The organism is Pseudomonas sp. RW407 (assembly GCF_003176655.1).
Classification (GTDB): domain Bacteria; phylum Pseudomonadota; class Gammaproteobacteria; order Pseudomonadales; family Pseudomonadaceae; genus Pseudomonas; species Pseudomonas delhiensis.
This window is the reverse complement of sequence record NZ_QGSL01000107.1, coordinates 1,612,220-1,624,375: the sequence shown is the minus strand read 5'-3', so window position 1 is coordinate 1,624,375 and position 12,156 is coordinate 1,612,220. Positions and strand designations below refer to the sequence as shown.

Here is a 12,156-nt window from a genome sequence, read left to right as displayed (position 1 = left end):
CCTACAAAGGCACGGTGTCGGGGCAACCCGTAGGAGCGGATCTCATCCGCGAATCGCGCCGGAACCTCCGGCTATCGCGGACAAGGTCCGCTCCTACGGTGGGCTCCCTCGACTGTAGGAGCGAGCTTGCTCGCGAACCGACTCCGCAGCGGGGCCAGGTTCGCGAGCAGGGGCTAGGCGCCCCCTCGATCCTACGAAAAGCGTAATCCGCAGGAGTACAGCATATGAGCACCGACATCCCCCGCATCGCCCAGGCCCTCGACCAGGCCGCACGGCATGCCGAACCCCTGGCGCAGTTCAGCGCCAGCGCGCCATTCAGCCTGGACGACGCCTACCGCATCCAGCGCGCCTCCATGCAGCGCCGCTATGACGACGGCGAGCGCAGCATCGGCGTCAAGCTGGGCTTCACCAGCCGCGCCAAGATGGTCCAGATGGGCGTCGACAGCCTGATCTGGGGCTGGCTCACCGACGCCATGCTGGAAGAGGATGGCGGCCTGGTGGACCTGGCCCGCTACATCCACCCGCGCGTCGAGCCGGAGGTCTGCTTCCTCACCCGCCGCGCCATCGACCGCCCGTTGACCCTGCTGGAAGCGGCCGACTACCTGGAGGCCGTGGCCCCGGCGCTGGAGATCATCGACTCGCGCTACCAGGCCTTCAAGTTCAGCCTGGAGGACGTGGTGGCGGACAACTGCTCCTCCGCCGGCCTCACCGTCGGCCCCTGGTCGCGGGACTTCGCCGCCCTGGCCAATGCCGGCGTGGTGCTGCGCCTGGACGGCCGCGTGGTCCAGGCCGGCTCCACGGCCGCCATCCTCGGCAATCCGCTGCGCAGCCTGGTGCAGGCTTCGCGCCTGCTGCACCAGGCGCAGATCGAACTGCCCGCCGGCAGCCTGGTGATGGCCGGCGCCGCCACCGCCGCCGAGGCCCTGCGGCCCGGCATGCACGTCAGCGTCGAGGTCCAGGGCCTGGGGCAGAGCAGTTTCAGCGTGCGCAACGATCAAGGAGCAGCAGCATGAGCGACAACAAAGCCACCGTGGTCGCCGGCAAGGCCACCCCGCGCGGGCGCTTCCCGCACATCAAGCGTGCCGGCGACTTCCTCTTCGTCTCCGGCACCAGCTCGCGGCGCCCGGACAACAGCTTCGTCGGCGTCGAGGTGGACGCCATGGGCACCACCAACCTGGACATCCGCGCGCAGACCCGCGCGGTGCTCGAGAACATCCGCGACATCCTCGCCAGCGAACACGCCAGCCTGGCGGACGTCGTCGAGATCAGCGCCTTCCTCGTCGATATGAACGACTTCGGCGGCTACAACCAGGTCTACGCCGAGTACTTCGACGAGGGCGGCCCCACCCGTACCACCGTGGCGGTGCACCAACTGCCGCACCCGCACCTGCGCATCGAGATCAAGGCCGTGGCCTACGCGCCGCGCCCCCGTTGAACCGCTGGGAGAGAACAACAATGGACAAGCACCACTTCAGCGCCCCCTTCAATTTCAACCGCTGGCTCGACGAGCACGCCCACCTGCTGCAGCCGCCGGTGAACAACCAGCAGATCTGGCAGGGCAGCGACTACATGGTCACCGTGGTCGGCGGGCCCAACCAGCGCACCGACTTCCACGACGACCCGGTGGAAGAGTTCTTCTACCAGTTCAAGGGCAACGCCTACCTGAACATCTGGGACCGCGGCCGCTACGAGCGGGTGGACCTCAAGGAAGGCGACATCTACCTGATGGCCCCGCACGTCATCCATTCGCCGCAGCGCCCCGAGCCCGGCAGCCTGTGCCTGGTCATCGAGCACCGCCGCCCGCAGGGCCGGCACGATGCCCTGCAATGGTCCTGCGCGCGCTGCGGTTGCCTGGTCAAGCGCTACGAGATGCAGCTGCAGAGCATCGTCGCCGACCTGCCGCCGGTGTACGAGCAGTTCTACGCCACCTCCGACGAGGAACGCCGCTGCCGCGAATGCGGCGAGATCCACCCGGGCCGCGACTGGCAGGCCTGGCACAAGACACTCAACGAGTTCCACAGCGTATGAAGATCGACATCCACTCGCACTTCTTCCCCACCATCACCCAGGCCGAGGCCGCGCGCCTGCACCCGCAGCGCGCGCCCTGGCTGCGCACCGACGGGCGCCTGGGCCAGATCATGCTCGGCGACAAGCCGTTCCGCCCGGTGCACGACGTGCTCTGGGACCCGCAGCGGCGCCTGGAGCACCTGGACGAACAGGGCCTGGACGTCCAGGTGATGTGCGCCACCCCGGTGATGTTCGGCTACGACCAGCCCATCGAACGTGCGCTGCCCTGGGCGCAGCTGATGAACGACCGTGCCCTGGAGATGGCCGCCATCGCTCCGGAGCGTCTCAAGGTGCTGGCCCAGGTGCCGTTGCAGGACATCGACGCCGCCTGCCGCGAGGCCAGCCGGGCCAAGGCCTGCGGCCACGTCGGCGTGCAGATCGGCAACCACGTCGGCGAGCGCGACCTGGACGACTCCGGGCTGGAGACCTTCCTGCGCCACTGCGCGCAGGAGGGCATCCCGCTGCTGGTGCACCCCTGGGACATGCTGGGCCGCGAGCGCATGAAGAAGTGGATGCTGCCCTGGCTGGTGGCGATGCCGGCGGAGACCCAGCTGGGCATCCTCTCGCTGATCCTCTCCGGCGCCTTCGAGCGCCTGCCCGAGTCGCTGCGCATCTGCTTCGCCCACGGCGGCGGCGCCTTCGCCTTCCTGCTCGGGCGGGTGGACAACGCCTGGCGCCACCGCGACATCGTCCGCGAGGACTGCCCGCAGCTGCCCTCCAGCTACGTGAAGCGCTTCTTCGTCGACTCGGCGGTGTTCGACCCCGGCGCGCTGCGCCTGCTGGTGGAGGTGATGGGCGCCGACCGGGTGATGCTCGGCTCCGACTCGCCCTTCCCGCTGGGCGAACAGAGCATCGGCGCCGGCGTGCTGGAGCACCCGCTGCTGGGCGAAACCGACAAGGCGCGCATCTGCGCCGGCAACGCGAGGGCCTTCTTCGGCCTCTGAGAGCTTCCATGGCAGGGTGTCGGCGCAACGGCCGGCCAGAACGAGGTGCCAGATGAAATCCAGCGTCGTATCCGTCGCGCGCAAACTGAAGTTCTACCAGCTGGTGGTGTTCGACCAGGTAGCGCAGAGCGGCTCGTTGCTGCGGGCCGCCCAGGTGCTGAACATGACCCAGCCGGCGGTGACCAAGGTCATCCACGAACTGGAGTCGTACTTCGACGCGCCGCTGCTGGAGCGCGGCAACCGTGGCGTCAGCGTCACCGAGCTCGGCGAATTGGTATTGCGCCGGGCGCGCTCGATGCTCGCCGAGCTGCGGGCGCTGAGCGACGAGGTCGAGGCTTTCCGGGACGGTACCTCCGGGCACGTGGTGGTGGGCACCCTGATCTCCGCTTCCACCTCGCTGCTGCCACGCGCCCTGCGCCTGCTGAAATCGCGCGCACCGCGTGTGCTGGTGTCGGTGCGCGTCGGTCAGTTCGACCAATTGTTCCCGGCGTTGATCGGTGGCGAGGTCGACCTGGTGGTGGGCCGGGTGCCGGACGATTGGCTGGCGCGTGGCGAGGCGCAGGCGCTGGGCGTGGACGTGCTCTACGAAGAGCGCCTGTGCATCGTCGGCGGCCAGGAGCACCCGCTGCATGGCAGGGCGGGGCTGGGCCTGGCCGACCTGCACGATTGCCCCTGGGTGCTGCCGCCGCCCGGCTCGCTGCTGCGGCAGACGGTGGACCGGCTGTTCACCCGGGCCGGCCTGGCGCTGCCGGGCAACGTCATCGAGTCGCTGTCGGTACTGACCAACGTCGCGCTGATGCAGGACCAGCGGACCGTCGGCCTGCTGCCCCTGGAGACCGCCCGGCAACTGGCGCAACCCGGTGGCGTGCGGGCCTTCGAGCTGGGCATGCCGCTGCGCTTCGGCGACATCGGCTGCTTCCACCCCGGCGAACGTGAGCTGGGGCCGGCGGCGCGGTTGTTCCGCGAGTGCCTGGGGATCGCCAGCGCGGAGCAGGGCGCCGAGCCCCCGGAGGCACGATCACCGGTGTGACGGTGCTGTTGCACATTCGCAATCAGCGGATGCAGGCCGTCGACTAAGCGGATAGCCCCGCTCACTCGACTGGTCGCTAATGGCGTGGACCGGCCGCCCGGTCCGCGGCGACGACGACCTTCCTTCGTAGGCCGCCTGCGGGCGGCCTGGGGGAAGTATTTGCCTACAACAACTACAAGAGCGCAAAGAACATGAGCAATCCACGCAACCTGTCCTGGGCCGCGTTGGCTTCGGGCACCCTGGCGGCGCTACCGCAGGTAGAGGCCGGCGAGGGCCTGGTCGAGGGCGCCAGCGCCACCTTGCAGGCGCGCAACTACTATTTCAGCCGCGACTACTCGGACATCGTCGGCGCCAACCCGCAATCGAAGACGGAGGAGTGGGCCCAGGGCTTCATCCTCGACTTCCGTTCCGGCTACACGCCGGGGCCCGTGGGCTTTGGCCTGGACGCCATCGGCCTGCTCGGCCTGAAGCTGGACAGCAGCCCGGAGCGGACCAACAGCGGGCTGCTGCCGGTGGACGGCGACGGTCGCGCGCCGGACGACTACAGCCGCCTGGGCGTGGCGCTGAAGGCGAAGGTCTCGCGCAGCGAACTCAAGCTCGGCGAGCTGCAGCCCAACCTGCCGGTGCTGCCGGCCAGCGACAACCGCCTGCTGCCGCCCACCTACCAGGGGGCCATGCTGGCTTCCGCCGAGATTCCCGGCCTGGCCCTGCAGGCGGGCCGGTTGAAGTCCTACAGCGTGCGCAACGAGGCCGGCACCAGCGACCTGCAGGCGATGGTCGGCGCGACGCCCTACCGCCAGGTGGAAAGCGACGCCTTCAACTTCGCCGGCGGCGACTACGACTTCAACGCCAAGCGCACCCGCGCCAGCCTCTGGTACGGCCAGCTGGAAGACATCTACCGCCAGGGTTTCCTCGGCCTCAGGCACAGCCAGCCCGCCGGCGACTGGGTGCTGGGCGGCAACCTCGGCTTCTACGACGCCAAGGAGGATGGCAAGCGCCTGCTCGGCAACCTGGACAACCGCGCCTTCTACGCGCTGCTCTCGGCCAGGCGCGGCGGGCACACCTTCTACGTCGGCTACCAGGGCATGTTCGGCGACGACGGCTTCCCGCGGGTGTTCCCCAACGTCGCGCCGCTGGGCAACGAAGTGCCCACCTTCCAGTTCGCCTCGGCCGACGAGCGTTCCTGGCAACTGCGCCACGACTACGACTTCGCCGCCCTCGGCATCCCCGGCCTGAGCACCACGCTGCGCTACCTGCGCGGCAGCAACGTCGATACCGGCAGGGGCTTCGAGGGCCGTGACCGCGAGCGCGACCTGGAACTGGCCTACACGCTGCAGGGCGGCCCGCTGGCCGGGCTGAACATCCGCCTGCGCAACGCCATGGCCCGTTCCAACTACCTCACCGACATCGACGAGAACCGCCTGATCCTCAGTTACACCTGGAAGCTCTTCTGAGCCGGCCCACCCCTAGCAACGAGAAGAACCCCATGAACAGACAAACCCTGCGCGTCAGCGACGTGATCGACAACAGTCCGCTGTCCGCCCTGCAGATCCGCGTGTTGCTGCTGTGCTTCCTGGTAGTGGTGCTCGATGGTTTCGACACCGCCGCCATCGGCTACATCGCCCCCGAACTGGTGCGTGACTGGGGCATCGAGCGCGCCCAGCTGGCCCCGGCCTTCGCCGCCGGGTTGTTCGGCATGCTGCTGGGCAGCGTCGGCTTCGGCCCGGTGGCCGACCGCCACGGGCGCAAGCTGGTGCTGATGCTGAGCCTGCTGATCGTGGCCCTGGGCACCCTGGCCTGCGCCCTGGCGCCGAACATCGAGGTGCTCACCGTGCTGCGCTTCTTCACCGGTATCGGCCTGGGCGGCGTGCTGCCCAACGCCATCACCCTCAGCTCGGAATACTCCCCGGCGCGGCGGCGCATGCTGCTGGTGACGCTCAGCTATTCCGGCTTCACCCTCGGCCTGGCCCTGGGCGGCTGGGTGGCGGCCATGCTGTTGCCGCTGGTGGGCTGGAAGGGGCTGTTGCTGTGCGGCGGGCTGGCGCCGCTGGTGTTGCTGCCGGCGCTCTGGCTGGCGCTGCCGGAGTCGATCTGCTTCATGGCCGGCAAGCCGGCGCTGGTCGAGCGCCTGCGGGCCATTCTCGAGCGTATCGGTGGCAGCCGAGACTGGGCGGCCGTCGAGCTGATCGGCGACGAGCCCCGCGGCCAGGCGCGTTCGCCGGTGTCCTCGCTGTTCACCGACGGTCGCGCCCTGCGCACCCTGATGCTGTGGCTGACGTTCTTCTGCTGCCTGTTCGTCTTCTACCTGCTGACCAGCTGGCTGCCGACCATCCTCCGCGACAGCGGCTACGCCCTCGGCCAGACCGCGCGCATCGCCTCCATGCTGCCGTTCGGCGGGGTGGTGGGCGGCATTGCCATGGCCATGCTGATGGACCGCGTCGGCGCGAACCGGGTGCTGCCGCCGCTGTGCCTGGCCGCGGCCGTCGCCCTGGCGCTGACCGGCACCCAGCTGGGCCATGCCACGGCGCTGCTGCTGATGGTCTTCGTGGTCGGCTTCACCCTGACCGGCGCGCTGAACAACCTGAGCATCCTCGCCGCCACCTTCTACCCGACCCACGCCCGTGCCACCGGCGTGGCCTGGGCCCTGAGCGCCGGGCGCGCCGGCTCCATCATCGGCTCCTCGCTGGGCGCCTGGCTGTTCGCCGCGGCGGGTGGCCTGCAGCTGTTCTTCCTGTGGATCGCGGTGCCGGTGCTGCTGGCCGGCCTGGCGCTGTTCGCCATGACGCTGACCCGCTCCCGCGCGGCGCAGATGGCCTGACGCCAGGTCCGATCGGATAACGCCGGGCTCGACCATGACGTAGGGCGTATAACCGTTCGCGGTTATACGCCGATACACCCATGCCACAGCCCACGCCAAGGCCAGCCCCGAAGCCGCCTGGGGCCCAGGCCAAGCGGCGGATAACGCCGTAGGCGTTATGCGCCCTACGCCGGGTTCGACCGTGATGTAGGGCGTATAACCGTTCGCGGTTATACGCCGATACACCCAGGCCACAATCCACGCCAAGATCAGCCCCGAAGCCGCCTGGGGCCCAGGCCAAACGGCGGATAACGCCGTAGGCGTTATGCGCCCTACGCCGAGGGCGTATACGCCGAACCTCGGAGCCGCCGTAGGAGCGGACTCCGTCCGCGATAAACCGCCCCGCGCGGTGCCCTGCATGAAAAAAGGCCCGCGAGCGGGCCTTTTCGTTGCTACCGGAACTCAGCTGTTGCTCTGGGTGAACTTCTCCAGGTACAGCCGGCCGTTCTCCAGCCCCTGCGCCTGCAGCCAGTCCTTCACCGACTCGACCATCGGCGGTGGGCCGCACAGGTACATGTCGAAGGGCGCATCGCGCAGGGCCGTGGCGTCGAAGTGCCCGGTGACGTAGCCGCGCTTGCCGTCCCAGCCGTCGTCGTCGCTGATCACCGGGGTGAAGGCGAAGCCGGGGATGCGCTCGGCGTAGGCGGCGATGCGCTCCAGCTCGCAGAGGTCCGCCGCCTGGCGCACGCCGTAGTACAGGTGCACCGGCTGGCCGCAGCCGCCGGCTTCGGCCAGTTCGTCGAGCATGCCGAGGAAGGCCGACAGGCCGGTGCCGCCGGCCACCAGCAGCAGCGGGCGTTCGACGTGGCGCAGGTAGAAGGTGCCCAGCGGCGCCTCGAAGGGGATGACGTCGCCCACCTGGCAGCGCTCGCGGATGTAGTTGCTCATGGCGCCGTCGGGCAGCAGGCGGATGAGGAACTGCAGCGGGTTGCCGGCGCCCGGCCGGTTGGCGAAGGAGTAGGAGCGCACCGCGTCGGTGCCCGGCACGTGCAGGCGGGCGTACTGGCCGGGCAGGTAGTCCGGCGCCGGGCCCTCCACCTGCAGGCGCAGGATGGCGGTGCTTGCCGAGACCTGCTCGACGCCGCTGACCACGCCGCGATGGCTGGCCGGGCCCGCGGCGCTGCACAGGCTGGAGTCGAAGTCGAAGTAGAACGCGGCGTCGGATTGCACGCGGGTCTGGCAACTGAGGATCTTGCGCTGGGCCAGGTCCTCGGGGGAGAGGGTTTCCTCGTCGGCGTAGTCCATTTCGTAACGGCCGGACTCGCAGCGGCCCATGCAGGTGCCGCAGACGCCCTCGCGGCAGTCCAGGGGGATCTTGATGCCGTTGCGCAGCGCGGCGTCGAGGAGGATCTCGTTGCCCTGCACGGGGAAGAACAGCGTCTTGCCGTCGGCGAAGCTGAAGGCGACCTTGTGGTTCATCAGGCCATCCTCACAGGTGGTAGAAGTCGAGCACCGAGTCGATGCGGTCGTTGAGCAGCAGCACGTGCTTGCGGGCGATCAGCCAGCTCTCGCCGGCCGGGCGCAGGCGGTAGGTGGCGTGGCCGAAGAACTGCCCGGGGCTTTCCAGGCGGTAGAACAGCGTGTGCCAGTTGGCGCGCACTTCCAGCTCGCCGCTGTCCAGCTCGCGGAGGCGCACGTTGTCGATGCCGTGCAGGGTGCGCGGCATGGGGATGGTGGAGGCGGCCTTGCCGGTGCGGATGCGGAACACCCGGTCCTCCAGGCCGGCGCGGCTGGCGTAGTAGATCAGCGACATGCCGCGCCTGGGGTCGGTGGTGTAGACGTGCTCGGAATCCCACTGCGGGACGTGGAACTCGCTGTCTTCGCTGAACATCGCCAGGTAGCCGTCCCAGTCCTGGGCGTCGCACAGCTCGGCGTTGCGGTAGAGGAACTGTTCCACCCGGTATTGCAGTTGCGCGTTCATGCCTGCACCTCCTTCGGTTGCAGGGCCTTGCGTTCCAGGCCGTCGAGCAGGAAGCGCTGCCAGTGCTGGTGCTGGTTGACGTAGAGGCCTTCGTGGGTGAGTTCGGTGCCGGTGAGCACGGGCGCGATGCCCAGGGTTTCGCTGTTCGGCGTGGCCCCCTCGAGCCATTTGCCCTGGCCGCGGGAGATGTCGCTCCAGCGTTCCAGGCGGCCCTGGAAGCCGCGCTGCTGCTCGCGGAATTCCACCAGGTCGTCCGGCGTGCCCATGCCGGAGACGTTGAAGAAGTCCTCGAACTGGCGGATGCGGTTCTCGCGGTCCTGGTCCGACTCGCCCTTGACGCCGATGCACTGGCTGATGACTTCGGTCCTGTTCCAGGCGATGGGGCGGACGATGCGCAGCTGCGAGCTGATCTGGTCCATGAAGAACAGACTGGGGTAGATGTTCAGGTTGCGCAGGCGGTGCATCATCCACTCGGCCCTGGCCTGGCCGTGTTCGGCGACCAGGCGCGGCATCACGCTGGCGTAGCCGGGGCGCACGGTGGGGTTGGGCATGTCGCTGAACAGCACGCTGTGGCCGTTGCGGAAGCTGAACCAGCCGTCGTCGGTCTGCGCGTCGCCGGCGCCGAGCTTGCTGTAGTCCAGGGTGCCGCTGGCCGTGCCGTTCTCGACGTTGACCTGCTGGCGGTGCTGCACGGTGGCCACGTAGTTGTAGTGCACGGTGCTGACGTGGTAGCCGTCCAGGCCGTTCTCGTTCTGCAGCTTCCAGTTGCCCTCGAAGGTGTAGGCGGAGCGGCCCGGCAGCACTTCCAGCTCGCCGCTGGGGGACTGCGCCACCATCATGTCGAAGAAGACCTTCGCGTCGCCGAGGAAATCTTCCAGGGTGTCGGTGGCATTGACGTCGAGGCTGATGAAGACGAAGCCCTTGTAGCTTTCGATGCGGGCCTTCTTCAGGCTGCGGCTGGCCTTGTCGAAGTCCGCCGGGTACTCGCCGGGGGCCTTGACCTTCACCAGGCGGCCGTCGCTCTTGTAGCACCAGGCGTGGAAGGGGCAGGTGAAGGTGGACTGGTTGCCCTTGCACACCCGGGTGAGGGTGGCGCCGCGGTGCTGGCAGGCGTTGATCAGCGCGTTCAGCTGGCCGCCGGCGTCGCGGGTGATGATCATCGGCTGGCGCCCGGCGCGCAGGGTGACGAAGTCGTTGGGGTTGGCGATCTCGCTTTCGTGGCAGGCGTAGATCCACTGCTTCTCGAAGATCAGCTCCATCTCCAGGTCGAACAGTTCCGGCTCGGTGAACATGTCCCGGGCGATGCGGTACACCCCTTCGGCGGGGCGGAAGTCCAGGCAGCCACGGATGTAGTCCTGCCACTGTGCAAGGCTCTTGCTTGGTGCGTTCATTGTTGTTGTCCCATCGGGCGGATCGGTGGTTCCATTTCACGGCCGGCGCGCCCTGGCGGTCTATCCGCCCAGTGAGGGAAGGCGATCCGCAAAATTGGCGGCCTGGTAACACCGCGGCGCACGGGCTGGGTAGATGCTGCCCAGCCGCGGTGCGCCGGCTGGCAGCGGAGGGCGCGGGCGGGGTGCCGGAAGGAGGGTGATGGTCCGGAAAGTGGGCGAACACTATCCGCATACTGAGGCTTTGCCGACGATCCGTGGCCCGCAGGTACGCGTCTTGCTGCACACTGGGCGCAAGCGCCGTCAGAGCCGCCCCGAACAAGCCGTGAGTGCCCAGCGATGAACCCGAAGAACCCCGCTCGCTTCCGTGACATCCACGCCGACCGTCTCGACCTCACCGCCGCCCGCAACTGGATGTCGAGCATCTGCGGGCCCCACCGCCTGCACGCCGGGCGGCCCGAGGCGGTGCGCTTCCAGCACAGCGGCAGCGTGCTCAAGGGCATGTCCACCACCCTGGGCTGCATCGAGTACGGCACCGAGGTGACCATCGGCATCGTCGAGACCGAGCGCTTCAACAGCTACAGCCTGAGCCTGCCGCTGGTCGGCGAGCAGGAGCTGAGCGTGGCCGGGCGCTACCTGCAGTCGAACCCGCAGCGCGGGGTGATCGTCTCGCCCAACCAGAGCCAGGAGCTGAACATCACCGGCGACTGCCGCAAGCTGCAGGTGGTGATCCCGCTGCTGGCCATGCGCCGCACCCTGGAGGAGATGCTCCAGCGCCCGGCCGAGCGGCCCCTGGTGTTCGAGCCGGAGATGGACGCCCGGGACGGCGCGGCGGCGGCCTGGTGGCGGATGGTCCGCCACCTGAACGATGAGATGGAGCTGAGCGAGCTGTTCGGCCAGGCCTTCTTCAGCCGCGACCTGGAGCGCGCGCTGCTCAAGGGGCTGATCCTCGCTCAGCCGAACAACTACAGCGAGGCGCTGCGCCAGTGCCTGGCCGAGAAGGTGCCGCACTACCTGCTGCGCGCCCGCGAGCACATCCACGCCCATGCCCGCGAGGCCCTGTGCCTGGACGACCTGGAAGCGGCCGCCGGGGTGTCGCGCTTCAAGCTGTTCGAGGGCTTCCGCAAGTACTTCGGCAGCGCCCCCATGACCTACCTGAAGCACTACCGCCTGCACGGGGTGCGCCAGGACATCCTCGCCAGCGGCGCTTCCCGCAGCATCTCCGAGATCGCCCTGGGCTGGGGCTTCGCCCACCTGGGCCGCTTCGCCGGCGACTACCGCAAGCTGTTCGGCGAGACGCCCAGCGCGACGCAGCAGCGGTTGCATGGCTTGAGTGGGAGAGGGGGGATGTAGGCGCGAGCTTGTTCGCGAGTGGCGCTTCCCGGTTACTCCTGCACTCGGGCGTACCCGCTCCCTCTCCCTAACCCTCGGCTGCGCGCCCCGCCCTGAAGGGAGAGGGGACCGTTGGGCAGACGCTGGTGCTCTGGAGTTAGCCGGCAGCCCCGAAAGTTGCCGGCTGAAACCTGGCCTTCTCTCGGCACGGACAAGCCCCCTCTCCCTTCAGGGAGAGGGCTGGGGAGAGGGGACGTGCCTAAGCTAAACACAGCAGCCACCGGTAGAACACCATTCGCGAGCAAGCTCGCTCCTACATTGCATTCCACCAATAAAAAACCGGCCCCAGGGGCCGGTTTCTTCAAAACATCACCCGAACTCAGCGATATTCGCACAGGTAAGCGGTATCCACCGCGACCTTCAGCTGGAACTTGCTGTTGCCCGGTACGGTGAACTGGCTGCCCGCGGCGAAGGTTTCCCACTCGTCGCTGCCCGGCAGCTTGACGGTCAGGGCGCCGGCGACCACGTGCATGATCTCCAGCTGGCTGGTGCCGAATTCGTACTCGCCGGGGGCCATGACGCCGATGGTGGCCGGGCCTTCGTTCATGCCGAAGGCG

General features: G+C 68.6%; 12 protein-coding genes. 8 read left to right on the top strand and 4 right to left on the bottom strand.

Annotated elements, in window-relative coordinates:
• The first annotated feature begins 224 nt into the window (after nt 1-224).
• The 7 genes from DK254_RS31500 (at nt 225) to DK254_RS31470 (ending at nt 6,859) form a co-directional block, all read left to right on the top strand.
• Complete coding sequence (locus DK254_RS31500) at nt 225-1,013, top strand: 2-keto-4-pentenoate hydratase (RefSeq protein WP_109936981.1); 789 nt, start codon at nt 225-227, stop codon at nt 1,011-1,013.
• Entirely contained in the window at nt 1,010-1,435 is a 426-nt protein-coding gene (locus DK254_RS31495) for a RidA family protein (RefSeq protein ID WP_109936980.1), read from the top strand. Before DK254_RS31500 ends, DK254_RS31495 begins: the two co-directional genes overlap by 4 nt.
• A 20-nt stretch (nt 1,436-1,455) precedes the next feature.
• Entirely contained in the window at nt 1,456-2,028 is a 573-nt protein-coding gene (locus DK254_RS31490) for a 3-hydroxyanthranilate 3,4-dioxygenase (RefSeq protein ID WP_109936979.1), read from the top strand.
• Nucleotides 2,025-3,011, top strand: a complete 987-nt coding sequence (locus tag DK254_RS31485) for an amidohydrolase family protein (RefSeq protein WP_109936978.1) — start codon at nt 2,025-2,027, stop codon at nt 3,009-3,011. Before DK254_RS31490 ends, DK254_RS31485 begins: the two co-directional genes overlap by 4 nt.
• Before the next feature lie 52 nt (nt 3,012-3,063).
• Nucleotides 3,064-4,041: a LysR substrate-binding domain-containing protein gene (locus tag DK254_RS31480; RefSeq protein WP_109936977.1), complete on the top strand. Its 978-nt coding sequence runs from the start codon at nt 3,064-3,066 to the stop codon at nt 4,039-4,041.
• Between the two features lie 191 nt (nt 4,042-4,232).
• Entirely contained in the window at nt 4,233-5,495 is a 1,263-nt protein-coding gene (locus DK254_RS31475; RefSeq protein WP_109936976.1) for an OprD family porin, read from the top strand.
• Nucleotides 5,496-5,527: 32 nt separating this feature from the next.
• Complete coding sequence (locus tag DK254_RS31470) at nt 5,528-6,859, top strand: MFS transporter (protein ID WP_109936975.1); 1,332 nt, start codon at nt 5,528-5,530, stop codon at nt 6,857-6,859.
• 441 nt (nt 6,860-7,300) lie between these two features.
• On the opposite strand, the gene antC is transcribed toward DK254_RS31470, so the two are convergent.
• Genes antC through antA form a run of 3 tightly spaced genes read right to left on the bottom strand, consistent with a single transcriptional unit; the run spans nt 7,301 to nt 10,210 of the window.
• Complete coding sequence (gene antC, locus DK254_RS31465) at nt 7,301-8,317, bottom strand: anthranilate 1,2-dioxygenase electron transfer component AntC (RefSeq protein ID WP_109936974.1); 1,017 nt, start codon at nt 8,315-8,317, stop codon at nt 7,301-7,303.
• Nucleotides 8,318-8,327: 10 nt separating this feature from the next.
• Nucleotides 8,328-8,819: an anthranilate 1,2-dioxygenase small subunit gene (gene antB / locus DK254_RS31460; RefSeq protein ID WP_109936973.1), complete on the bottom strand. Its 492-nt coding sequence runs from the start codon at nt 8,817-8,819 to the stop codon at nt 8,328-8,330.
• Nucleotides 8,816-10,210 carry an anthranilate 1,2-dioxygenase large subunit gene (gene antA, locus DK254_RS31455; protein WP_109936972.1) on the bottom strand — a complete coding sequence of 465 codons (1,395 nt, stop codon included), beginning with the start codon at nt 10,208-10,210 and terminating at the stop codon, nt 8,816-8,818. Before antA ends, antB begins: the two co-directional genes overlap by 4 nt.
• A 336-nt stretch (nt 10,211-10,546) precedes the next feature.
• Here antA and DK254_RS31450 point away from each other — a divergent pair, with 336 nt between their 5' ends.
• Nucleotides 10,547-11,560, top strand: coding sequence for an AraC family transcriptional regulator (locus tag DK254_RS31450; RefSeq protein ID WP_109936971.1), 1,014 nt, complete (start codon nt 10,547-10,549; stop codon nt 11,558-11,560).
• Nucleotides 11,561-11,918: 358 nt separating this feature from the next.
• Here DK254_RS31450 and DK254_RS31445 read toward each other — a convergent pair.
• Nucleotides 11,919-12,156: pyrimidine/purine nucleoside phosphorylase (locus DK254_RS31445; RefSeq protein WP_371921191.1), on the bottom strand; the 238-nt coding region annotated here is incomplete at its 5' end.

What these genes read in the sequence shown, in the direction of transcription:
- DK254_RS31475 (WP_109936976.1), top strand. Translation starts at nt 4,233, where the DNA reads ATGAGCAATCCACGCAACCTGTCCTGGGCCGCGTTGGCTTCGGGCACC.
- DK254_RS31450 (WP_109936971.1), top strand. Translation starts at nt 10,547, where the DNA reads ATGAACCCGAAGAACCCCGCTCGCTTCCGTGACATCCACGCCGACCGT.
- DK254_RS31470 (WP_109936975.1), top strand. Translation starts at nt 5,528, where the DNA reads ATGAACAGACAAACCCTGCGCGTCAGCGACGTGATCGACAACAGTCCG.
- DK254_RS31495 (WP_109936980.1), top strand. Translation starts at nt 1,010, where the DNA reads ATGAGCGACAACAAAGCCACCGTGGTCGCCGGCAAGGCCACCCCGCGC.
- DK254_RS31490 (WP_109936979.1), top strand. Translation starts at nt 1,456, where the DNA reads ATGGACAAGCACCACTTCAGCGCCCCCTTCAATTTCAACCGCTGGCTC.
- DK254_RS31500 (WP_109936981.1), top strand. Translation starts at nt 225, where the DNA reads ATGAGCACCGACATCCCCCGCATCGCCCAGGCCCTCGACCAGGCCGCA.
- antC (WP_109936974.1), bottom strand. Translation starts at nt 8,317, where the DNA reads ATGAACCACAAGGTCGCCTTCAGCTTCGCCGACGGCAAGACGCTGTTC.
- DK254_RS31480 (WP_109936977.1), top strand. Translation starts at nt 3,064, where the DNA reads ATGAAATCCAGCGTCGTATCCGTCGCGCGCAAACTGAAGTTCTACCAG.
- antA (WP_109936972.1), bottom strand. Translation starts at nt 10,210, where the DNA reads ATGAACGCACCAAGCAAGAGCCTTGCACAGTGGCAGGACTACATCCGT.
- antB (WP_109936973.1), bottom strand. Translation starts at nt 8,819, where the DNA reads ATGAACGCGCAACTGCAATACCGGGTGGAACAGTTCCTCTACCGCAAC.
- DK254_RS31485 (WP_109936978.1), top strand. Translation starts at nt 2,025, where the DNA reads ATGAAGATCGACATCCACTCGCACTTCTTCCCCACCATCACCCAGGCC.